Here is a 21,437-nt window from a genome sequence, read left to right as displayed (position 1 = left end):
GACACCAATATTCCTCATGGAGCCCGTCCGCGCAGTGCTGGATCAGACGCGCGCGGGTGAACGGAGCACCGTCGTCGTGACGGCAACCGATGCCAGCGCCACGACGACCGCTCCGTAGACCGTCGCGGTGACGAGGAGACCGGCCGAGTGGATCGCAACACCCGCGACGATGGCCGGCACGCTGAAGGCGAGGTAACTCAGCACGAGCGTCGTGGCGAAGACACTGCCGCGATGCTCCGGCGGTGCGAGAGCGCCGATGATGCTCATCGCGCCGAGGAACGTCGCGCCCCAGCCGAACCCGGACACCGCGGTCCCGACGAAGTACAGCGGCGCCGACGCGATGTGCAGCCCGACGAGATTCACCACGATGCCCGCGGCGAGAGTGAGTGCACCGGCGGTCATGGCCGTGCGCGGGAGAAGAGTACGAGCGGACGCGGCACCGATCGCTCCGGCCGTGAACATCGTGAAGATGTCCAGCCCGCCCACGACGGCGCCGCGGAGATCGAAGACCGTGCCCATGATGGACGGCCCCAGCGACAGGTGGAACCCGCCCAGCGACCACGTCGCGACGAGCGCGGGGACGACCGGCCAGAAGTGGGCGCGGATCGACACGGGCAGCCCGAGGGTCGGCGTCAGCACCCGCATGACGTGTCGACGGTCGTCGAAGCCTGCCCGGACCGCGGATTCCGGCACCGCCACGACGAGCGCCGTGAGGACGACCAGCGCGACGATCATCACGACGTACACGAGCGTGGTGGGGAACGGCGCGAACTGCACCAGCAGTCCGGCCGCGATACCGCCTGCTCCCAGCCCGAAGGCCGGTGCGACCGAGCTCACCAGGGGGCCGAGACGGTCGGTCGGCTGCAGATCGATGATCGCAGCGGTCAGGGCACCCATGGCCGCGCCGGCCGCCAGGCCCTGCACGACGCGCGCGGCGATGAGCCAGCCGACCCCGTCGGCGAACACGAAGACGACCTGGCTGGCGATCAGCACGAGCAGCGACGTCACGATCACGGGCTTACGGCCGAGGTGGTCGGACAGCGACCCGACGGTCAACAGGGCGGCGAGTAGTGCGAAGACGTACACGGCGAAGACGATGGTCAGCGTCGACGCGCCGAATCCCCATCGGGACTGGTACACGGGGTACAGCGGGGACGGCGCCGCCGACGATCCCATGACGGTGAAGAACACGAGGGCCACCACCCAGAACGAGCGAACGGGGGTCATCCAGGACTGGGGTCGCACCTCGGTCGTCGTCACCGTGGGTCCAACTCCCCCCACCGACTCCTCATTCCCGGGACGGTGACGGCGTCAGAGCGTCGCGGGCACCGCGAGCGATCGCCCGGCCGCGAAGCGCAACGCACTGTCGGGGAGGGAACCGTCGCGTCCCGACAGGGTCACCGACACGCTCCCGTGTCCCTCACGCGGCGACGACACCTCGTCGAGGCGGCGCAGAGTCTGGGCCGCGACGGCCTCGGCGCTGTCGAACATCCGCACACCCGGCGGCAGCGCCGCCATGATCTCGTCCGCTACCAGCGGATAATGGGTGCACCCCAGGACGATGCCCTGCACGTCGTCCGGCGTCCGCGCCGCTGCCGACGCGATGGCCGCGCTGACGGCCGCGAGATCACCGCGGTCGATGGCATCGGCGAGCCCGTGGCACGCGACGGCCGACACCGTGCGACCCGACGCGAACTCCGCGATCAAGCGCGCCTGATACGACGACGCGGTGGTCGCCGCCGTCGCCCACACCGTGATCGAGTCACACTGCAGTGCAGCGGGTTTGATGGCCGGAACCGTCCCGACCACGGGGGTGGACCCCAGGGCCGCGCGGGTCGCGTCGAGCGCGATGACGCTGGCGGTGTTGCACGGCAGCACCACCACCTCGGCTCCACCGTCGACGGCGCGCCGCGCCGTCTCCACGACGTGCGCCTCCGTCCACGCGGTGGGCTTGGGTCCCCACGGCGCGTTGTCCGGGTCGAGGTACAGATGAAGGTCGAGCGACGGGCGCAGTCGACGCAGGTGGGCTGCCGTGGGCAACGACCCCAGGCCCGAGTCGATCAGCGCGACGTTCACGGTGACAATCTACCGCCCCGGCACCGGCCGACCTCCGGACGTCGGCGCGCAGCCACGATGGATGCGGGAAGGCCGGAGGCCGGTCGGAATGTGACAGAGCGCAGACTGAGCGGATGACCGCTCCGCTCGAGCCCGATGAGGCCGACCTCATCGCCGCGGCGGTGCTCGCGGTCCCCGGTGTGGCCGGCCTGCACTCCGGCCTCTTCGGTGAGGCCGTGACGCTGCTGCCGGGTCGACGCATCGAGGGCGTGGTGGTGGGGCACGAGTCCTGCGCCGTGCACATCACGGTCCGCTGTCCGGGAGATCCCGACTCCGTCGTCCACGCCGTCCAGGAGACGCTCGCGCGTGTCGTCCGGATTCCCGTTGTGGTCACGGTGGAGGATTTCGCCGTCGAGTGAGTCGGCGTCACAACGCTTTTCGGCACGGTTGCCGTCGCGACCCGAGAGGACGAGGGTTGCGCGCGCGCCGACGCGGGATCGGCGCGGAAACGGAACTCACATGATGCGCACGATCCTTCGCCGCACTGTCGGCACGACCCTCACCGCCCTCGTGGCACTCACGCTCGGAGCGTCCCCTGCATCGGCCGCTCCGGGCGGTGCTCCGCCCATCGCGCAGGTGCGCACTCTCTCCGCCGGCGCCACGGTCACCGTGGTCGGCACGGTCACCACACCGCCCGGCGCCTTCGCATCGAGCTTCCTCGACGTCGGGTTCGGGATCCAGGACCGCACCGCCGGCATCTACATCAGCGCCTCGGCGCCCACCGACGTCGTGCCGGGTACATCGGTGCGTGTCACGGGGTCGCTCGCGGACCAGTCCGGACTTCTGGTGGTGCGACCGACGAGCATCGTGTCGCTGGGACCGGTCGATGCGGTGGCACCCAGACCGGTGGTGGTCCGCGTGGTCGGCGAGTCCACCGAGGCGTCGCTGGTGACGGTCGTCGGACGCGTCACGAGCGCCGTGGTGGACGATCTGCCGTACGGATACAAGTTCACGATCGCGGACCGGACCGGGGAGACCACCGTCTTCGTCAACACGCAGACGGGCATCGACGTGAGCGCGATCCGCGCGGGGCAGACACTGCGCGTCACCGGCATGAGCAGCCAGTACGAGGACCACTACGAGATCGATCCGCGCTCTCCCGCGGACGTCGTCGTGCTGCCCTGATTCCACACACGCCGAACGGCGCCCACCCCGCAGGGTGAGCGCCGTTCGGTGTGAGGCGGTCTTACTTGTTGATCTTCGTGACGCGACCGGCGCCGACGGTGCGGCCACCCTCGCGGATCGCGAAGCGCAGGCCCTCGTCCATGGCGACCGGCTGGATCAGCACGACGGACATCTCGGTGTTGTCACCGGGCATGACCATCTCGGTGCCCTCGGGGAGGGTCACGACGCCCGTCACGTCCGTGGTACGGAAGTAGAACTGCGGGCGGTAGTTGTTGAAGAACGGGGTGTGGCGACCGCCCTCGTCCTTCGACAGGATGTATGCCTGGCCCTCGAACTCCGTGTGGGGAGTGGTGGTGCCGGGCTTGACGACGACCTGTCCACGCTCGACATCTTCGCGCTTGATGCCGCGGACGAGGAGGCCGACGTTGTCGCCCGCCTGGCCCGAGTCGAGCAGCTTGCGGAACATCTCGATGCCGGTGACCGTGGTCTTGGTCGACTTCTCCTTGATGCCGACGATCTCGACATCCTCGTTGACGTTGACCGAGCCACGCTCGATACGGCCGGTGACGACGGTGCCGCGACCGGTGATGGTGAAGACGTCCTCGACGGGCATGAGGAAGGGCTTCTCGGTCTCACGGACGGGGTCCGGAACCGAGTCGTCCACTGCCTGCATGAGCTCAAGAACCGACTCGGCCCACTTCTCGTCGCCCTCGAGGGCCTTGAGAGCGGAGACCTTGACGACGGGAGCGTCCTCGTCGAACTCCTGTGCGGCGAGGAGCTCGCGCACCTCCATCTCGACGAGCTCGATGATCTCGTCGTCGTCCACCATGTCGGCCTTGTTCAGCGCGACGAGGATGTACGGCACGCCGACCTGGCGAGCGAGCAGGACATGCTCGCGCGTCTGGGGCATGGGGCCGTCGGTCGCTGCGACGACGAGGATCGCGCCGTCCATCTGTGCCGCGCCGGTGATCATGTTCTTGATGTAGTCGGCGTGGCCGGGAGCGTCGACGTGTGCGTAGTGACGCTTCTCGGTCTGGTACTCGACGTGGGAGATGTTGATCGTGATACCACGAGCCTTCTCCTCCGGAGCCTTGTCGATCTGGTCGAAGGCCGACGCCTCGTTCAGGTCCGGGAACTTGTCGTGCAGAACCTTGGTGATTGCAGCCGTCAGCGTCGTCTTACCGTGGTCAACGTGACCGATGGTGCCGATGTTGACGTGCGGCTTGGTCCGATCGAACTTCGCCTTGGCCACTGTGTCCTCCTGGACTGTTATTGCCTGCGTTATGCAGCATTACGGATGTACTTACGGGTGGTGCGGTGTGACGGTGGTACCGGGTCCAGCTTCGGAGACTATTCTCCGGTGGCCTTCGCGATGATCTCCTTCGAGACGTTCGAGGGAACCTCTGCGTAGGAGTCGAAGACCATGGAGTAGTTCGCTCGGCCCTGGGTGCGAGACCGCAGGTCACCGATGTAACCGAACATCTCCGACAGCGGAACCAGCGCCTTGACGACACGGGCACCACTGCGTTCCTCCATGGCCTGGATCTGGCCACGGCGGGAGTTCACATCGCCGATCACGTCGCCCATGTACTCCTCGGGCGTGATCACCTCGACCGCCATGAGCGGTTCGAGGATGACCGGACCGGCCTTGCGGGCAGCTTCCTTGAAGGCCTGCGAACCCGCGATCTTGAACGCCATCTCGGACGAGTCGACGTCGTGGTACGCGCCGTCGAGCAGGATCAGCTTGACGTTCACCAGCGGGTAGCCGGCGAGAACGCCGTACTGCATCGCGTCCTGCGCGCCGGCATCCACGGACGGGATGTACTCGCGCGGGATACGACCGCCGGAGACCTTGTTCTCGAACTCGTAGGTCGCGCCGTCCTCGCCGATGAAGGGCTCGAGGCCGATGATGACCTTCGCGAACTGGCCGGAGCCACCCGTCTGCTTCTTGTGGGTGAACTCCTGCTTCTCGACGATCTTGGTGATCGTCTCGCGGTAGGCCACCTGCGGCTTGCCGACGTTGGCCTCGACCTTGAACTCGCGACGCATGCGGTCGACGAGGATGTCGAGGTGGAGCTCGCCCATGCCGCCGATGACGGTCTGGCCGGTCTCCTCGTCGAGCTTGACCGAGAAGGTCGGGTCCTCTTCGGCCAGCTTCTGGATGGCCGTGCCGAGCTTCTCCTGGTCGGACTTCGTCTTCGGCTCGATCGACACCTGGATGACCGGGTCCGGGAACGTCATCGACTCGAGGATGATCTGGTTCTGCGGATCGCAGAGCGTGTCACCCGTCGTCGTGTCCTTCAGACCGATCACGGCGTAGATGTGGCCGGCGCTGGCGGTCGCGACCGGGTTCTCCTTGTTGGAGTGCATCTGGAAGAGCTTGCCCAGACGCTCCTTCTTGCCCTTGGTCGAGTTGATGACCTGCGAGCCGGAGTCGACCTTGCCCGAGTACACGCGCACGTACGTCAGCTTGCCGAAGAACGGGTGCGTCGCGATCTTGAACGCGAGCGCCGCGAACGGCTCGTCGGCGGACGGCTTGCGGGTGAGTTCCTTCTCCTCGTCGCCCACGGCGTGACCGATGGTCTCGGCGACGTCGAGCGGGGACGGGAGGTAGTCGATGACCGCGTCGAGCATGGGCTGGACGCCCTTGTTCTTGAACGCGGAACCGCACAGGATCGGGTACAGCTCGGAGTTGACCGTCATCTTGCGAATCGCGGTCTTGACCTCGTCGATGGTCAGCTCGTCACCGCTGAAGTGCTTCTCCAGCAGTGCCTCGTCGGACTCGGCGACGGTCTCGAGCAGCTCGGTGCGGTACTGCTCGGCCCGCTCCTTCAGCTCCTCGGGGATCTCGACGGTCTCGTAGGTCTCGCCGAGCTTCGTCTCTCCGCGCCAGACCTTCGCGTTCATCTCGATCAGGTCGACGATGCCCTCGAAGCTGTCCTCTGCGCCGATCGGCAACTGGATGACCAACGGCTTGGCGCCGAGGCGATCCTTGATGGTCTGCACGGTGAAGTAGAAGTCCGCACCGAGCTTGTCCATCTTGTTGACGAAACAGATGCGCGGCACGTCGTACTTGTCGGCCTGACGCCACACCTGCTCGGACTGGGGCTCGACGCCCTCCTTGCCGTCGAACACGGCGACGGCACCGTCGAGGACGCGGAGCGAACGCTCCACCTCGACCGTGAAGTCGACGTGCCCGGGGGTGTCGATGATGTTGATCTGGTTGTCGTTCCAGAAGCACGTCGTGGCAGCAGACGTGATGGTGATGCCACGCTCCTGCTCCTGCTCCATCCAGTCCATGGTGGCTGCGCCGTCATGGACCTCACCGATCTTGTACGAGATACCGGTGTAGAAGAGGATGCGCTCGGTAGTGGTGGTCTTACCGGCATCGATGTGGGCCATGATGCCGATGTTGCGGACCTTGTTCAGGTCGGTCAGCACGTCCTGTGCCACGAATTCATCCCGCCTTGGTGTTGGAAGAAGTGAGTCGAAGGTTCAACGCTCGGGTGGCGCCGGATGTTTCCCGGCGCCCCCGAGACGCGATCACCAGCGGTAGTGCGCGAATGCCTTGTTGGCTTCCGCCATCTTGTGCGTGTCCTCGCGACGCTTGACTGCTGCGCCGAGACCGTTGCTGGCATCGAGGAGTTCGTTGGCCAGACGCTCGACCATCGTCTTCTCGCGACGAGCGCGGGAGAACGAGACGAGCCAGCGCAGAGCCAGCGTGGTGGAGCGGCCCGGACGAACCTCGACCGGAACCTGGTAGGTGGCGCCACCGACACGACGGCTGCGGACCTCGAGGGCCGGCTTGACGTTGTCCAGTGCGCGCTTGAGCGTCACGACGGGATCGGTGCCCGTCTTCTCGCGTGCCTGCTCGAGAGCCTGGTACACGATGCGCTCCGCGGTCGACTTCTTGCCGTCCAGCAGGATCTTGTTGACCAGCTGGGTGACCAGCGGCGAACCGTAGACGGGATCGTTGATCAGCGGGCGCTTGGGTGCTGGGCCTTTACGTGGCATGTCAGCTCTTCTCCTTCTTGGCGCCGTACTTGCTGCGAGCCTGCTTGCGGTTCTTCACGCCCTGCGTGTCGAGCGAGCCACGGATGATCTTGTAACGGACACCCGGGAGGTCCTTCACACGACCACCGCGCACGAGCACCATGGAGTGCTCCTGCAGGTTGTGGCCCTCACCGGGGATGTAGGCGGTGACCTCGACGGACGTGGTCAGGCGGACGCGAGCGACCTTACGAAGCGCGGAGTTCGGCTTCTTCGGGGTGGTGGTGTACACGCGAGTGCACACACCACGGCGCTGCGGGCTGCCCTTCAGGGCAGCGGTCTTCAGCTTCGCGACCTTGTCGGTGCGACCCTTGCGGACCAGCTGGTTGATTGTTGGCATGAACCGGCTTTCTTCGTGTCGAGAAACAGGGATCTAGCAGTTGGGGCAAGAGAACGCTGCCCCTCACCCAGTAGTGCTTCCGCGGGCTTCGTGCACCCCGCGGTCGGGTGTGTCGCATACCCCCACACGGCAGCCGCGGTTCTTGCTCGATGGTGAACTCGAACACGGCTGTACCTCGCATAGGCACACAGACGTACCGGCTGGGCCGGGCACGACCTGTAACGGTACCCGGCGGCGCGCCTGATGGTCAAAACGCCCCTGCATCGGGTACAGGAGTTCACCCTTCCGTCGTCACGCCGACAGATTGAGCGACAGCTGCATCAACCGCGTGGCCGACTCACAGGGGTCGGTCGGGTTCCCCGGCCGATACTGCACCCACCAGCCGATGACCCCGGAATCGGGCGACTGCGCCGCCACGCCGCACGATGCCGGGTCGTCCGGTTGACGGATCTCGAGGGCCTTCCGCGAGGACACCTCGACGTCGCTCACCGTCCACCCCATACGTTCGTTCGCCTCGCGCTCGGCCGCGAGCGACCCCGTCTCGAACCAGTCGAACGTCACCTTGACCGCGCCGCCCGGGCCGGTCAGGTCCCACCGGCAGATGGCCCCGATGAAGCCCTGGTCGATGGCGTCGCCGCCCACGACGTCGGCGATCTGCTCCGGCGTCACGGTGTTGCACTCCTCGAGCAGTGACTGGAATTCGCCGCCGTCGGTATCGATCCCCTCGGCCACCGCACGACCCTCGATGGTGGTGCCGCATGCACTCAGCACCAGCGCGGCGCCGGCCAGCATCGGTACGACTTTCCTCACTGCGCACGCTCCGCAACCGTCTCGAGCAGGCCCCGTGCGACAGCGCACGGATCGGCCGTCGGCACACTGTCCGCGTACATGACAGAGAAGTGCACGAAGTCGTCTCCGTACTGCAGCCCGTTCTCGCACAGATAGGTCTGGCCCGTCGCGTTCTCCGACCTGGCCTCGAACCCGGGCTTGCCGTCGATCTCGATGTCCTCGGCCGGGCGCCCGATGAGCTCGGAGCCCATGCGTTCGCGCCCGATGGGACTGCCGCGGTACCAAGAGAAGCTGACGGACGGACCCGTCGGACCGGACGTCTCCCACTCGCATCCCACCGAATTACGGGTCACGACAGCAAAAGCCGGCACGGCGAACGCGGCGAGCACCTCGTCGTCGGTGAGGCCGCCGCACACTCCGAAGAACGGGCCGGGTCCCTGCGACGCGGACGTGGACGGCGCGTCGTCGGTGGCGGCGTCGGAGTCGGATCCGCAACCGGTGAGCCCGAGCAGCACCACTGCTGCCACGCCGGCCCACCGCACGGAGTTCATGGCGGCAGCCTATCGGAGTGCGGACTGTCGCGAGTACGCCGAAAGTGCCGTGATGCGAGCGCCGATCACGACAGTTCGGACGTACTCGCGGGGGTGCTGGTGCTGGTGGTGGTATCGAGGGCGAGGGACGCGTCGAGCACCGAGGCCCACACCTTCACGATCTCGGCGCGGCGGCGCGAGTCGTCGCTGAGCACGTCGGCGAGACCGAGCCCGCGGGCCAGGTCGAGGGTGGCCTGCACGAGTCGGTGGGTGCGCGGATCACTGTCGTCGGCGCCGAGGTGATCGACCGCCGTGCGGTGCGCCACGCGACCGAACTTCTCCTCGAGAGGCAGGACGCGGGCTCGCATCTCGGGATCCGCGGCCGCGGCGGTCCAGACCTGCAGCGCGGCACGGAAGATGGGGCTCGTGTAGTAGTCGACCAGCCGGGTGACCACGGCCTCGGTCCGCCCGGCGCTCTGCGGGAGCGCACTGCTCTCGGCTCGCGCCTCCCCCATGCGCGTGTCGAACATGTACTCGAGCGCCGCGGTGATGAGGTCCTCCCGCGTCGGGAAGTGGTGCTGGGTGGCACCGCGAGAGACGCCGGCCCGCTCGGCCACGACGGCGACCGTCGTCGCCGCCCATCCCTCGGTGGCGAGCGCGTCGATCGTGGACTCGAGCAGACGCAGTCGCGTGGCGCGGCTGCGATCCTGCTTCGGGCTGCGGGTGTCACCGACCCGGTGACGAGTGGGCACGGTCATGGCCGTCACGTCTCCTTCCCCACAGCGGCACCGGACGACTCCGCCGGTGCGGCCCACGACGGGCTGCGCTTCTGCAGAAAGGCCATCATCCCCTCCCGCGCCTCGTCCGAAGCGAACAGCCTCGCGGACTCCTCCGCCAGGTCCGCGCCCCGGCGGTCGAACTCCTCGAGCATCGCGGCGGTGGTGAGGCGTTTCGACGCCGCGAGACCCTGCGGTGACGACGGACGGATCGCCGCGACGAGTTCGGCCACCGTGGCCGCGGTGTCGGCCGCAGCCTCGGTGACGAGCCCGATGGCCTCCGCCTCGTGCGCGCCGAACGTCTCCGTCGTCAGGAAGTACCGGCTCGCCGCACGCGAGGTCATCCTCGGCACCACCGTCAAGGAGACGATGGACGCGGCCAACCCCAGCCGCGCCTCCGTCAGCGCGAACGAACTCTTCGGCCCGGCCACCACCAGATCGCATGCGCCCACGAGGCCCATACCGCCGGCACGCACATGCCCGTCGATCCTGCCGATCACCGGCTTCGGCGTCTCGAGGATCGCCCGCAGCAGCGTCAGCATCTGCTCGGTGCGCGAGGAGACCGAACTGCCCGCCTCCGTGAGATCGGCACCTGCACAGAACGTTCCGCCGGTGTGGGTGAGGACCACGGCGCGGACGTCCCGATCCGCGCCCGCGTCGCGGAGCCCCGCCGTCAGGTCGTCGACCAGGGCGGTGGAGAGGGCGTTGCGATTGTGCGGGGTGTCGAGTGTCAGAGTCACCACGCCCTCCGACCGATCGACCCGCACAGGTGGTCCGTCGCCCCGACCGGCCTCCGGCCTGCCCGGGCCCCGACCGGCCTCCGGCCTGCCCGCCATCAGTAGCTCTTCGGCAGGCCCAGCGAGTGCTGGGACACGAAGTTCAGGATCATCTCCCGACTGACGGGAGCCACGCGGGCGATGCGCGCCGCACCGAGCATGGACGCGAGGCCGTACTCCTCGGTCAGGCCTGCGCCGCCGTGCGTCTGGATGGCCTGGTCGATGGCCTTGATGCTGGCCTCGGCGGCCGCGTACTTCGCCATGTTGGCCGCTTCCGCCGCACCGAAATCGTCACCGCTGTCGTAGAGCACCGCGGCCTTCTGCATCATCAGCTTCGCCAGTTCGAGCTCGATCTTGCACTGCGCCAACGGATGCGCGATTCCCTGGTGCGCCCCGATGGGGCTCTTCCACACGGTGCGCTCGTTCGCGTACTTCACCGCGGCGTCGAGGGCGTAGCGGCCCATGCCGACGGCCATCGCCGCACCGAGGATGCGCTCGGGGTTGAGACCCGCGAACAACTGCATCAGCGCCGCGTCGGGCTCACCGACCAGCGCCTCGGCCGGCAGCCGGACGTCGTCGAGGAACAGCGTGAACTGATGATCGGGCTCGATGATGTCCATGCGCATCTGCGTCTTGTTCAGGCCCGGTGCATCGGTCGGCACGATGAACAGCGCCGGCTTCAGCTTCCCGGTCTTCGCGTCCTCCGTACGGGAGACGATGAGCACCGCGTCGGCCTGGTCGACGCCGGAGATGTAGATCTTGCTGCCGCGCAGCACCCACTCGTCACCGTCGCGTCGCGCGGTGGTGGTGATCTGGTGGGAGTTGGAGCCGGCGTCGGGCTCGGTGATGCCGAACGCCATGATCGCGGAGCCGTCCGAGAGGCGGGGCAGCCAGGACTGCTTCTGCTCGGGGGTGCCGTACTTCGCGATGATGGTGCCGCAGATCGCCGGGCTGACGACCACGAGCAGCAGGCCCGCACCGAACGAGGACATCTCCTCCTGGACCAGTGCGAGCTCGTAGATGCCGGCACCGCCGCCGCCGTACTCCTCGGGGAGGTTCACCCCGAGGAAGCCCAATTGCCCGGCCTCGTGCCACAGTTCGGTGAGTGCCTCACCCTTGCGTGCCTTGGGCAGCACGTAGTCGATGTAGTTGTGGCGCTTGCCCAGTCCGGCCACCGCGGCGCGGAGGCTCTTCTGCTCGTCCGTCTCGATGAAGCTCATGCCTGATCTCCTTCTGCTGCGACGACCGCCAGTACGGCGTCGACGTCCACCTGGTGTCCCACAGTGACCGTGAGCTCGGTCAGCACGCCCGCCGCGGGTGCGGTGATCGTGTGTTCCATCTTCATGGCCTCGAGCCACAGGATCGGTTGGCCGGCGGTGACGGTGTCGCCGACGGCAGCACCGATCCGCACGACGCTGCCGGGCATCGGTGCCAGCAGCGATCCGGCGGCGACGATCTCGCTCGGATCGACGAACACCGGAACCCGTTCGAGCCGTACCGGTCCGATCGACGAGTCGACGAACACGGCGTCGCCGTGGACCGCGACGTGGAACTCACGTCGCACACCGTCGGCCAGCAGCACCACCCGGTCGGACTCGGCCCGGACCAGTGCGCAGTCGTCGACGTCGGTGACGAGGGTTCCGCGCGACAGTCGGTACTCGGCGACGATCTCGGTGCCGTTCACCGCGTACGTCTTGCGTTGCGGCACGGAGGCGAGGTTGCGCCAGCCGCTGGGGAGGGATCGGCCCACCGTCGCCGATTCTCTCGATCGGGCGGCGTCCGCGAGCGCTGCGGCGAGTGCGGACAGCCGCACACCCCGGTCGTCGACGAGCGGCCGAGCGAGGACCGCCAGATCGTGCGTCGCGAAGAACGCGGTGTCGGTGTCGCCCGCGAGGAACGCGGGGTGTCTCAGCACCGTGACGAGCAGGTCGCGGTTGGTGCGCACCCCGTGAATGCGCGAGCGCAGCAGCGCTTTCGCCAGGATTCCGGACGCCTGCTCCCGGGTGGGCGCGTACGAGATCACCTTGGCGAGCATCGGGTCGTAGTGGGTCCCCACCACGCTGCCGTCGACGATGCCCGAGTCGACTCGCAGGCCTGTCCGCGTGAGCACCTCGAACTCTCGCGCTCCGTCGAACTCGACGTGGTGCACGACGCCGCTCTGCGGCTGCCAGTCGCGCGCCGGATCCTCCGCGTACAGACGCACTTCGATCGAGTGTCCGCGCGTGGTGGGCTGCTCGGCCGGGAGCGCTCCGCCCGCGGCGACGTGGATCTGCAGTGCCACCAGATCGAGACCGGTGGTGCACTCGGTCACCGGGTGCTCGACCTGCAGGCGCGTGTTCATCTCGAGGAAGTAGAAGTTGCCGCGCTCGTCGCTGAGGAATTCGACGGTGCCGGCCCCCTCGTAGTCGAGCGCCTCGGTGGCGATGCGTGCCGCCTCGAAGAGCTTCTCCCGCATACCCGGAACGCGCTCGACGAGCGGAGACGGCGCCTCCTCGACCACCTTCTGGTGGCGTCGTTGGATGGAGCACTCTCGCTCGCCCACCGCCCACACCGTGCCGTGGCGGTCCGCCATGACCTGGACCTCGATGTGGCGGCCCGTCTCGAGATAGCGCTCGCAGAAGACCGTCGCGTCACCGAAGGCGGACAGCGCCTCCCGCGACGCCGCGTCGATCTCGTCCTGCAGTGCGTCGAGTTCACGCACCACGCGCATACCGCGACCACCACCACCGGCGGACGCCTTCACGAGCACCGGCAGATCGTCCTGCGTGACGGACGCGGGGTCGAGCCGATCGAGCACCGGCACACCGGCGCTCTGCATCATGGCCTTGGACTCGACCTTCGACCCCATCGACTCGATCGCCTTCACCGGCGGACCGATCCAGGTGAGGCCCGCATCCTGCACGGCGCGCGCGAACTCCGCGTTCTCGGACAGGAACCCGTAACCGGGGTGGATCGCGTCGGCGCCGGCGCGCTGCGCCGCCTCGATGATCAGGTCTCCGCGGAGGTACGTCTCCGACGATGCGGAACCGGGCAACCGGACGGCGACGTCGGCGTCGGCGACGTGCGGTGACGCGGAGTCCGGATCGGAGAACACGGCGACCGTGTCGATGCCCTCGGCGCGGCAAGTCGTGAACACGCGGCGGGCGATCTCGCCGCGGTTGGCAACGAGTACTGACGAAATGGTCATGACGGTCACATCCGGAAGACACCGAAGTTGGCGGTGCCCTCGATCGGGGCGGAGGCGATGGCCGACAGGCACATCCCCACCACCGTGCGGGTGTCTCGGGGGTCGATCACGCCGTCGTCGTACAGGCGTCCGGACAGGAACATGGGAACCGACTCGGCCTCGATCTGCTGCTCGATCATCGCGCGCAGACCCGCGTCGGCCTCCTCGTCGAACGCCTGTCCGCGGGCCTCGGCGGAGGCGCGGGAGACGATCGAGATGACGCCCGCGAGTTGGGCACCGCCCATGACCGCGGACTTGGCGCTGGGCCAGGCGAAGAGGAAGCGCGGGTCGAAGGCGCGACCGCACATGCCGTAGTGTCCGGCGCCGTACGACGCACCGAGCAGCACCGAGATGTGCGGGACGGTGGAGTTCGAGACGGCGTTGATCATCATCGACCCGTGCTTGATCATCCCGCCCTCCTCGTACTCCTTGCCCACCATGTAGCCGGTGGTGTTGTGCAGGAACAGCAGTGGCGTGTTCGAACGGTTCGCCAGTTGGATGAACTGCGTCGCCTTCTGCGACTCCTCGCTGAAGAGGACGCCGCGGGCGTTGGCGAGGATGCCGACCGGATACCCGTGCAGTTCCGCCCATCCGGTGACCAGAGACGAGCCGTAGAGCGGCTTGAACTCGTCGAAGTCGCTGTCGTCGACGATGCGCGCGATGACGTCGCGGGGGTCGAACGGGATCTTGAGGTCGGCCGGCACGATACCGAGCAGTTCCTCCTCGTCGTACCGGGGCGGGAGCACCTCGGTGCGCGGCGCCGGACCCTTCTTGTGCCAGTTGAGCCGCTTCACGATGCCGCGGCCGATGCGGATGGCGTCCTTCTCGTCCACCGCGAGATGGTCGGCGAGACCGGAGGTCCGGGCGTGCATGCGGGCGCCGCCGAGCGATTCGTCGTCCGTCTCCTCGCCGGTGGCCATCTTCACCAGCGGCGGTCCGGCGAGGAACACCTTGGACCGCTCCTCGATCATGACGACGTGATCGGACATGCCGGGGATGTAGGCGCCGCCGGCGGTGGAGTTGCCGAACACGAGGGCGATGGTGGGGATGCCGGCCGCGGAGAGGCGCGTCAGATCACGGAAGATGCGGCCACCCGGGATGAACACCTCCTTCTGCGTGGGGAGGTCGGCACCGCCGGACTCGACCAGTGAGATGACCGGCAGCCGGTTCTGCATCGCGATGTCGTTCGCTCGCAGCGTCTTTCGCAGGGTCCACGGATTGCTCGTGCCGCCCCGCACGGTGGGGTCGTTGGCGACGATCAGGCACTCGACGCCGCTGACGACACCGATGCCGACGACCACGCTGGCGCCGACCGGGAAGTCCGTGCCCCAGGCCGCGAGCGGGCACAGCTCGAGGAACGGCGAATCCGGGTCGACGAGCATCTCGATGCGCTCGCGCGGGGTCATCTTGCCGCGGCTGCGGTGCCGTGCGACGTACTTCTCGCCCCCGCCGCCCAGTGCCTTGGCGTGTTCGGCCTCCACCTCGGCGAGCTTGGCGATCATGGTGTCGGCGGCCGAGACGTACGCGTCACCGGAGCTGTCGAGTCGGGAGGTCAGAGTCGTCATGCGGTGTACCCCAGTCGCTTCGCGGCCAGCGAGGTGAGGATCTCGGTGGTGCCGCCGCCGATGCCGATGATGCGCATGTCGCGGTACTGACGCTCGACCTCGCTCTCGGCCATGTAGCCGAGTCCACCGAACAGCTGTACCGCCTGGGAGGCGACCCATTCGCCGGCCTCGACCGCGGTGTTCTTCGCGAAGCACACCTCGGCGATGCAGTCGTCGCCGTCCTCGACGTGGCGATCGATCAGTGCGTGCGTGTACGTGCGGGCCACGTCGATCTTGCGGTGCATCTCGCTGAGCGTGTTCTGCACCGCCTGACGGGCGATGAGCGGCTTGCCGAACGTCGAGCGGTCCCGCGTCCACGCCACCGTAAGATCGAGGCACCGCTGCGCCGAGGAGTAGGCCTGCGCGGCCAGTGCCGCCCGCTCGGAGACGAAGGCCTGCGCGATCTGCGCGAACCCGGAGTTCTCCGGGCCCACCAGGTTCTCCACGGGGACCCGCACGTCGGTGTACGACAGTTCGGCGGTGTCGGAGGCCCGCCATCCCATCTTGTCGAGCTTGCGGGACACCTCGAATCCCGGTGTGCCGCGCTCGACGACGAGCAGCGAGACGCCGGCCGCGCCGTCTCCCCCGGTGCGGACGGCGGTGACCACGAAGTCGGCCCGGCACCCCGAGGTGATGTAGGTCTTGGCGCCGTTGACGACGAAGTGGTCCCCGTCGCGCACCGCTCGGGTGCGCAGGTGCCCCACGTCGGATCCGCCGCCGGGCTCGGTGATGGCCAGCGACCCGATCAGCTCGCCGTCGAGCGTGGGCCGGACCCACTTCTCGAGGTGGTCGGGGTTGCCCGCAGCGACCATGTGCGGCAACGCGATTCCACAGGTGAACAAGGACGCGAACAGGCCGCCGGACGCACCCGCCTCGTGCATCTCCTCGCAGATGACGGTGGCGTCGACCAGCGAGCCGCCGCCCCCGCCGACCGCCTCGGGGAACGGCGCCCCGAGCAGACCGATCTCGGCCGCCGCGCGGTGCAGGCTGCGGGGGATCTCGCCGTCACGCTCCCACTCGGTGAGGTGCGGCAGCACCTCCCGGTCCACGAACCCCCGGACCGTCTCACGGAGTTGCGCTCGGTCGGGGCCACCCCAGGTGCTCATGCGAGTCCACTTTCTGCGAGTACTGATTCGGGTATCGGGACGTGCCGCGATCGCAGCCACTCCCCCAGGCCCTTGGCCTGGGGATCGAAGCGGGCGCCGGATGCGACGCCCTCTCCGAGAATCCCGTCGACGACGATGTTGACGGCGCGCAGGTGCGGGAACTCGTACCGGTGCACGCGCAGGCCCGCCGTCTCCGGGAGCAGCGTCGTCACCATCTCGGTGGTGAGAATCGACCGGAGCCAGGCCCACGCGGCGTCGCCGCGCACCCAGACCCCGACGTTGGCGCTGCCGCCCTTGTCACCGCTGCGCGCCGCCGCCACCGTGCCGAGCGGCAGCGTGCGTGTGGGTTCGGCCGGCGGGCGGCCTGCGGGCGCGTCGGACGGGTCCGCCTCGACAGCCGTGGTGACGGTGGGCGGTGCGACGTCGACGCGCGTGCCGTCCGTGAGAACCGCCACGTGCCGCGGCACCGCCTGATCGACGAACCCGGCCTCGAAGACGCCGTAGGGCGACCCCTGACCCGGAGGCGTCGTCACACAGAAACCGGGGTAGCTCGCCAGCGCGAGTTCCACTGCGGCAGCGCTGAACACGCGACCCACACGCTGCGGATCAGCGTCGCGGACGACGACACGGAGCACCGCACTGGCGGCCTCCTCGGTGTCGGCGTCAGGGTGGTCGGTGCGCGCCAGAGTCCAGTCGACGTCGCGCGGCGGCGGCGTCAACGCCTCGGTCATCTGGGTGCGCACCAGGTCGGCCTTGGCCTCGATGTCGAGCCCGGTGAGCACGAAGGTCATCTCGTTGCGGAACCCGCCGAGCGTGTTCCGGGAGACCTTGAGGGTGGGCGGCGGCGCCTCGCCGCGAGCCCCCGTGACCAGCACGCGGTCGGGTCCGTCCTGCGAGACCCGCACCGTGTCGAGCCGCGCGGTCACGTCCGGGCCGAGGTAGCGCGGGCCGGTGATCTCGTACATCAACTGCGCCGTCACCGTTCCGACCGTCACGGCGCCGCCGGTGTTCTCGTGCTTGGTGATCACCGACGACCCGTCCGACCGGATCTCCGCGAGGGGGAACCCCGGTCGACGCAGATCCTCGATCTCACCGAAGAAGGAGTAGTTCCCGCCGGTCGCCTGGGTTCCGCATTCGATGATGTGGCCGGCGACGACGGCGCCCGCGAGTTCGTCGAGGTGATCGCGGGTCCACCCGAACCGGGAGATCGCCGGGGCCACCACCACCGACGCATCCGTGACGCGTCCGGTGACCACGACCTGCGCCCCGGCGTCCAGGCATGCCGCGACACCGAAGGCGCCGAGATAGGCATTGGCGGTCAGCGGGGAGCCGAGGCCCAGTTCCTCGGCGCGGTCGTGCAGATCGTCTCCCTCCACGTGGGCGACCGAGACGGTCAGACCGAGACGGTCGGCGAGGGACCGGATCTCGTCCGCCAGTCGTGCGGGCGCCAACCCACCGGCATTGCTGACCAGGGTGACGCCCTTGTCGAGCGCAGTGCCCAGGCACTCCTCGAGCTGCCGCAGATACGTCTTGGCGTAGCCGCGTGTCGGATCCTTCATCCGGTCGCGTCCGAGAATGAGCATCGTCAGCTCGGCCAGGTAGTCGCCCGTGAGGACGTCGAGATCACCGCCGTCGAGCATCTCGCGCATGGCCGACGCGCGGTCACCGTAGAAGCCGGAGCAGTTCCCGACCCTGATCATCTCCGTCACGACGCCACCCGCACGTCCCGGCCACCGCCGGGGGCCCCCGCGAACGCCTGCGCGAGACCCAGCCACGTCGCCGCGTCGTCGCCGACGGCCACCAGGTCGGTGTCGTCACGGTGCACGCGCTGCGTGACGAGCAGGCAGAAGTCCGGAGCGGAACCCGTGACACTCTGCTCCGCGTCCTCCGGCCCCCACGACCACTCACTCCCGTCGGGAGCGGTGAGCTCGACGCGGAACGGTGCCGACGGCGGCGTCAGGCCGCGGATCGCATAGGCGAAGTCGCGGGTGCGTACGCCGATGTGCGCGACGTGACGCAGCCGCACGGTGGGTTCCCGGACCACGCCGAGGGCGTCCGCGACGTCCTGACCGTGTGCCCAGGTCTCCATGATGCGCGCGGTGGCCATCGACATCGCGCTCATCGGCGGGCCGAACCAGCGGATCTTCACGCCGTCGGGCACGTGTGTCAGGACGTCGAGCAGTTGAACTCGGCCGAGCCGCCATCGCGACAACAGGGTGCTGACCTGCTCTCCGGCGAGTGCGTCGGCAGCGGAGTCCACGAACGAGTCCGGACTGCCCATCGCGTCGGCGATCACCGCGTCGAATGCCGCTTCGGCGTCCTCGTCACCGGAGGCGCCGGCCGTCGTCAGCGCGGCGACGTGGTCGGTCCAGTGCAGGTGAGCGATCTGATGCGCCACCGTCCAACCGGCCGCCGGGGTGTCCGTGCGCCACGCGGCGTCGTCGGCATCGGCGACCAGCGCGTCCAGCGCGTCGCCCTCCGCACGCAGGTCCTGCAGCAACACCTCGAGAGCAGCCATGCCTGGAACGGTCGCACCCACGGGCCAAAAAAGCAAGCATGCTTGCTTGTTCTTGGACGTTGTGACGAACTCCAAAACAATCCGTGGCACCATCCATCCGCAGCGCAGGTCCGAAAGCCTGGTTTACGGTGAATCCCACAGGCGGTTGGACGCTTTACCGCACGACACCCATCACGACGCTCGCGACACGCCGGGCGGGACGAGGCCGCCCGCGAATGCGGGCACCGAAGGGAACGGGACCCGACATGGTCAGTGCACGAGACGGACGACCGGGGCAGGCCTACAGCGCGCCGGGCGCCTTCACCACGGCCTTCAGTCCGGGCGTCGGACCCCGAGCCGAGTACCCGGTGCCGGAACCGGTGCGGCACGACGAGACCGGGTACGACGAACCCCGGTACGACGACGACGACGAGCCGATCGGCGAACTCGAGGCTCGCTACGAGTGGATCGTCGGCCTCATGTCGTCGTTCACCGATCAGCGCGTCGTGCGGTGGATCATCGCGTTCTTCACCGCGTCGATGGGCGTGTGCGCCACCCTCGAGATCCTGTACGGCTTCGGCGGCACCACCACGTTCACGGTGGGCGTGCAGATCGGCTGCGCGGCCTTCGCGTTCGCCGCCGCTCTCTGGTGGACGGTGACCTCGTGGCCGCGGCTGCACACCGCCTTCGCCTTCGTCGTCCTGTCCAACCTGGGCATCCTCGCCGCGAACCTGAGCGCCGACATGCCGCCCGCCTACGCCGTCGGGAAGACCACCTTCTTCGTGGTGCTCGGCCTGTTCGCCGGTGTCTTCCTCGACCGCTGGATGCTGGCCACTCACATCGCGATCGCCGGTGTCGCCGTCACGTCCATCATCGGCTACAACATGCTGTTCGAGGACGTCCCCCCGCTGGGCGCGCTGGTCGTGTGGGCACCGGTCATGTCACTGGTCATCGCCGTTCCCGCACTGCTCTACACGTTCGTGCGAGCAGTGCGGCTCGACCAGTCCTGAGCCACTCTCCGCGAGTACGTCCGTGGTATCGCGATCGCGACTGGAATCACGACACTGTCGACGTACTCGCGGTGGGGGGTGGCCTCAGGGCTCACTCGTCGATGCTGGACATGTCTCCGTAGCGTGCTCCGGCCACGGCCGACGCGGGCACCGCTGCCTCGAGTTCGTCGAGGATCTCCTGCGTCACCGCGACGTCCGCCGCTGCCACGTTCTCCTCGAGGTAGCGCACGCGCTTGGTTCCGGGGATCGGCGCGACGTCCTCGCCCTGTGCCAGCACCCACGCCAGAGCCAGCTGACCGGGCGTGCATCCCAGCCGGTCCGCGATCTCACGGATGCGCGCCACGAGCGTCAGGTTCGCCTCGAGCGCCTCGCCCTGGAACCGCGGGAAGTACGCGGTGCGGCGCGAGTCCTTCTCCGCCAACTCCGACTCGTGTGCGATGGCGCCGGTCAACAGCCCGCGACCGAGCGGCGAATACGGGACCAACCCGATGCCGAGCTCACGGAGCGTCGGGAGCACAGTCTCCTCGAGATCTCGCGTGAACAGGGAGTACTCGGTCTGCACGGCCGTGATCGGGTGCACTGCGTGCGCCCGGCGGATGGTCGCGGCCGACGCCTCGGACATCCCGAGATGGCGCACCTTGCCCGCCTGCACCAGCTCCGCCATCGCGCCGACCGTGTCCTCGATGGGGACCGACTTGTCGACGCGGTGCTGGTAGTACAGGTCGATGTGGTCGACACCGAGCCGCGACAACGACGCGTCGCAGGCCGCGCGAACGTACTCGGGGGTGCCGTTGATGCCGAGACGGGTGCCGTCGGCGAGTCGCTCGTTGCCGAACTTGGTGGCGAGCACCACCTGGTCCCGACGGCCGGCGATGGCCTCGCCGACCAGCTCCTCGTTGACGAACGGGCCGTACATGTCGGCCGTGTCGAGGAAGGTCACACCGAGTTCGAGAGCGCGGTGGATGGTGGCGATGCCGGAGGCGCGGTCGGTGTCGCCGTAGAACTCGGACATACCCATGCAGCCGAGGCCGAGGGCGGAGACGGTGAGAGGGGACTGCGTACCGAGGGTGCGTGAGGTGAGCGTCATGCCCCCACTCAACGTGCTGGAGTGCGCTCCAGGTCAAGCCTGCCGACGTAGAGCTCGATCTTGTGGTCGATCGCGCGCAGATGGCCGGTCACCTCGGCGAGCTGCGCCAGCACCCGTTCCCGATGCGCGCGGAGGGCGTCGAGCCGCTGCTGCTCCGTCCCCTCGCCCTGACGCACCAGGTCGGCGTAGTGCCGCACCTCCGCGATCGACATCCCGGTGGCGCGCAGTCGGGTGATGAGGACGATCCACGTGATGTCGTCGTCGCTGTAGCGGCGCTGTCCGGTGGACGACCGCGGCACCGCGCGCAGGAGCAACCCGTCACGCTCGTAGTACCGCAGCGTGTCGATGGTCAGCCCGGTCTGCTCGGACGCCTCCGCGATGCTGTGACTCACCCCGTCAGCTTAGG

Annotated in this window: 21 protein-coding genes; 3 read left to right on the top strand and 18 right to left on the bottom strand. The window is 68.4% G+C overall.

Going from position 1 to position 21,437, the window contains the following annotated elements; all coding sequences use genetic code 11:
- Positions 1 to 42: 42 nt before the first annotated feature.
- On the bottom strand, positions 43 to 1,260 hold the full coding sequence (locus J4E04_RS03660) for an MFS transporter (RefSeq protein WP_307091356.1): 1,218 nt from the start codon (positions 1,258 to 1,260) through the stop codon (positions 43 to 45).
- A 51-nt stretch (positions 1,261 to 1,311) separates the two neighbouring features.
- On the bottom strand, positions 1,312 to 2,076 hold the full coding sequence (locus J4E04_RS03655; RefSeq protein ID WP_056441782.1) for a glutamate racemase: 765 nt from the start codon (positions 2,074 to 2,076) through the stop codon (positions 1,312 to 1,314).
- 113 nt (positions 2,077 to 2,189) lie between these two features.
- Here J4E04_RS03655 and J4E04_RS03650 point away from each other — a divergent pair, with 113 nt between their 5' ends.
- Both J4E04_RS03650 and J4E04_RS03645 read left to right on the top strand, forming a co-directional pair.
- A complete protein-coding gene (locus J4E04_RS03650) occupies positions 2,190 to 2,474 on the top strand; it encodes a hypothetical protein (protein ID WP_027504619.1) in 285 nt (94 codons plus the stop codon).
- A gap of 100 nt (positions 2,475 to 2,574) precedes the next feature.
- Positions 2,575 to 3,240 (top strand): hypothetical protein, encoded by a 666-nt coding sequence (locus J4E04_RS03645; RefSeq protein WP_027504618.1) that lies wholly within the window; start codon positions 2,575 to 2,577, stop codon positions 3,238 to 3,240.
- A gap of 61 nt (positions 3,241 to 3,301) precedes the next feature.
- Here J4E04_RS03645 and tuf read toward each other — a convergent pair whose 3' ends face one another.
- The 14 genes from tuf to J4E04_RS03575 all read right to left on the bottom strand — a co-directional run bounded on the left by tuf (position 3,302) and on the right by J4E04_RS03575 (position 18,955).
- On the bottom strand, positions 3,302 to 4,492 hold the full coding sequence (gene tuf / locus J4E04_RS03640; protein WP_027504617.1) for an elongation factor Tu: 1,191 nt from the start codon (positions 4,490 to 4,492) through the stop codon (positions 3,302 to 3,304).
- A 98-nt stretch (positions 4,493 to 4,590) separates the two neighbouring features.
- The gene (gene fusA, locus J4E04_RS03635) at positions 4,591 to 6,693 is read right to left on the bottom strand and encodes an elongation factor G (protein ID WP_027504616.1); all 2,103 of its coding nucleotides are present in this window, start codon (positions 6,691 to 6,693) and stop codon (positions 4,591 to 4,593) included.
- Between the two features lie 90 nt (positions 6,694 to 6,783).
- A complete protein-coding gene (rpsG, locus tag J4E04_RS03630) occupies positions 6,784 to 7,254 on the bottom strand; it encodes a 30S ribosomal protein S7 (protein ID WP_027504615.1) in 471 nt (156 codons plus the stop codon).
- Between the two features lies 1 nt (position 7,255).
- The gene (gene rpsL, locus J4E04_RS03625) at positions 7,256 to 7,630 is read right to left on the bottom strand and encodes a 30S ribosomal protein S12 (RefSeq protein WP_027504614.1); all 375 of its coding nucleotides are present in this window, start codon (positions 7,628 to 7,630) and stop codon (positions 7,256 to 7,258) included.
- 291 nt (positions 7,631 to 7,921) lie between these two features.
- A complete protein-coding gene (locus J4E04_RS03620; RefSeq protein ID WP_490150498.1) occupies positions 7,922 to 8,422 on the bottom strand; it encodes a DUF3558 domain-containing protein in 501 nt (166 codons plus the stop codon).
- Positions 8,423 to 8,436: 14 nt separating this feature from the next.
- Positions 8,437 to 8,970 carry a DUF3558 domain-containing protein gene (locus tag J4E04_RS03615; protein ID WP_490149904.1) on the bottom strand — a complete coding sequence of 178 codons (534 nt, stop codon included), beginning with the start codon at positions 8,968 to 8,970 and terminating at the stop codon, positions 8,437 to 8,439.
- Between the two features lie 65 nt (positions 8,971 to 9,035).
- On the bottom strand, positions 9,036 to 9,707 hold the full coding sequence (locus J4E04_RS03610) for a TetR/AcrR family transcriptional regulator (protein WP_490149903.1): 672 nt from the start codon (positions 9,705 to 9,707) through the stop codon (positions 9,036 to 9,038).
- A gap of 5 nt (positions 9,708 to 9,712) precedes the next feature.
- On the bottom strand, positions 9,713 to 10,561 hold the full coding sequence (locus J4E04_RS03605) for an enoyl-CoA hydratase family protein (RefSeq protein WP_490149902.1): 849 nt from the start codon (positions 10,559 to 10,561) through the stop codon (positions 9,713 to 9,715).
- Positions 10,561 to 11,721, bottom strand: coding sequence for an acyl-CoA dehydrogenase family protein (locus tag J4E04_RS03600; RefSeq protein ID WP_027504609.1), 1,161 nt, complete (start codon positions 11,719 to 11,721; stop codon positions 10,561 to 10,563). Before J4E04_RS03600 ends, J4E04_RS03605 begins: the two co-directional genes overlap by 1 nt.
- Complete coding sequence (locus J4E04_RS03595) at positions 11,718 to 13,688, bottom strand: acetyl/propionyl/methylcrotonyl-CoA carboxylase subunit alpha (RefSeq protein WP_490149901.1); 1,971 nt, start codon at positions 13,686 to 13,688, stop codon at positions 11,718 to 11,720. The genes J4E04_RS03600 and J4E04_RS03595 overlap by 4 nt, the downstream gene beginning before the upstream one ends.
- Positions 13,689 to 13,693: 5 nt before the next feature.
- A complete protein-coding gene (locus J4E04_RS03590; RefSeq protein WP_490149900.1) occupies positions 13,694 to 15,292 on the bottom strand; it encodes an acyl-CoA carboxylase subunit beta in 1,599 nt (532 codons plus the stop codon).
- Positions 15,289 to 16,437 (bottom strand): acyl-CoA dehydrogenase family protein, encoded by a 1,149-nt coding sequence (locus J4E04_RS03585; RefSeq protein WP_490149899.1) that lies wholly within the window; start codon positions 16,435 to 16,437, stop codon positions 15,289 to 15,291. Before J4E04_RS03585 ends, J4E04_RS03590 begins: the two co-directional genes overlap by 4 nt.
- The gene (locus tag J4E04_RS03580) at positions 16,434 to 18,137 is read right to left on the bottom strand and encodes an acyclic terpene utilization AtuA family protein (protein ID WP_490150497.1); all 1,704 of its coding nucleotides are present in this window, start codon (positions 18,135 to 18,137) and stop codon (positions 16,434 to 16,436) included. Before J4E04_RS03580 ends, J4E04_RS03585 begins: the two co-directional genes overlap by 4 nt.
- Positions 18,138 to 18,142: 5 nt before the next feature.
- The gene (locus J4E04_RS03575; RefSeq protein WP_027504604.1) at positions 18,143 to 18,955 is read right to left on the bottom strand and encodes a TIGR03084 family metal-binding protein; all 813 of its coding nucleotides are present in this window, start codon (positions 18,953 to 18,955) and stop codon (positions 18,143 to 18,145) included.
- A gap of 245 nt (positions 18,956 to 19,200) precedes the next feature.
- Between J4E04_RS03575 and J4E04_RS03570 the strand changes: the two genes are divergently transcribed.
- A complete protein-coding gene (locus tag J4E04_RS03570) occupies positions 19,201 to 19,944 on the top strand; it encodes a giguanylate cyclase (protein WP_222645500.1) in 744 nt (247 codons plus the stop codon).
- 91 nt (positions 19,945 to 20,035) lie between these two features.
- On the opposite strand, the gene J4E04_RS03565 is transcribed toward J4E04_RS03570, so the two are convergent.
- Positions 20,036 to 21,031 carry an aldo/keto reductase gene (locus tag J4E04_RS03565; protein WP_307108275.1) on the bottom strand — a complete coding sequence of 332 codons (996 nt, stop codon included), beginning with the start codon at positions 21,029 to 21,031 and terminating at the stop codon, positions 20,036 to 20,038.
- 8 nt (positions 21,032 to 21,039) lie between these two features.
- Entirely contained in the window at positions 21,040 to 21,423 is a 384-nt protein-coding gene (locus J4E04_RS03560; protein ID WP_056441761.1) for a MerR family transcriptional regulator, read from the bottom strand.
- Between the last annotated feature and the right edge of the window lie 14 nt (positions 21,424 to 21,437).

The sequence above is a fragment of the Rhodococcus sp. NFXS4 genome (genome assembly GCF_058139645.1).
The sequence above is the reverse complement of the archived record's forward strand: the minus strand, read 5'-3'. Positions and strand labels throughout refer to the sequence as shown.

Coding starts and splice junctions, on each gene's coding strand:
- J4E04_RS03610 (WP_490149903.1), bottom strand. CDS start 9,707: ATGACCGTGCCCACTCGTCACCGGGTCGGTGACACCCGCAGCCCGAAG.
- J4E04_RS03570 (WP_222645500.1), top strand. CDS start 19,201: ATGGTCAGTGCACGAGACGGACGACCGGGGCAGGCCTACAGCGCGCCG.
- J4E04_RS03585 (WP_490149899.1), bottom strand. CDS start 16,437: ATGAGCACCTGGGGTGGCCCCGACCGAGCGCAACTCCGTGAGACGGTC.
- J4E04_RS03575 (WP_027504604.1), bottom strand. CDS start 18,955: ATGGCTGCTCTCGAGGTGTTGCTGCAGGACCTGCGTGCGGAGGGCGAC.
- J4E04_RS03605 (WP_490149902.1), bottom strand. CDS start 10,561: ATGGCGGGCAGGCCGGAGGCCGGTCGGGGCCCGGGCAGGCCGGAGGCC.
- J4E04_RS03565 (WP_307108275.1), bottom strand. CDS start 21,031: ATGACGCTCACCTCACGCACCCTCGGTACGCAGTCCCCTCTCACCGTC.
- rpsG (WP_027504615.1), bottom strand. CDS start 7,254: ATGCCACGTAAAGGCCCAGCACCCAAGCGCCCGCTGATCAACGATCCC.
- J4E04_RS03600 (WP_027504609.1), bottom strand. CDS start 11,721: ATGAGCTTCATCGAGACGGACGAGCAGAAGAGCCTCCGCGCCGCGGTG.
- rpsL (WP_027504614.1), bottom strand. CDS start 7,630: ATGCCAACAATCAACCAGCTGGTCCGCAAGGGTCGCACCGACAAGGTC.
- J4E04_RS03595 (WP_490149901.1), bottom strand. CDS start 13,688: ATGACCATTTCGTCAGTACTCGTTGCCAACCGCGGCGAGATCGCCCGC.
- J4E04_RS03645 (WP_027504618.1), top strand. CDS start 2,575: ATGATGCGCACGATCCTTCGCCGCACTGTCGGCACGACCCTCACCGCC.
- J4E04_RS03580 (WP_490150497.1), bottom strand. CDS start 18,137: ATGATCAGGGTCGGGAACTGCTCCGGCTTCTACGGTGACCGCGCGTCG.
- J4E04_RS03650 (WP_027504619.1), top strand. CDS start 2,190: ATGACCGCTCCGCTCGAGCCCGATGAGGCCGACCTCATCGCCGCGGCG.
- J4E04_RS03590 (WP_490149900.1), bottom strand. CDS start 15,292: ATGACGACTCTGACCTCCCGACTCGACAGCTCCGGTGACGCGTACGTC.
- J4E04_RS03615 (WP_490149904.1), bottom strand. CDS start 8,970: ATGAACTCCGTGCGGTGGGCCGGCGTGGCAGCAGTGGTGCTGCTCGGG.
- J4E04_RS03620 (WP_490150498.1), bottom strand. CDS start 8,422: ATGCTGGCCGGCGCCGCGCTGGTGCTGAGTGCATGCGGCACCACCATC.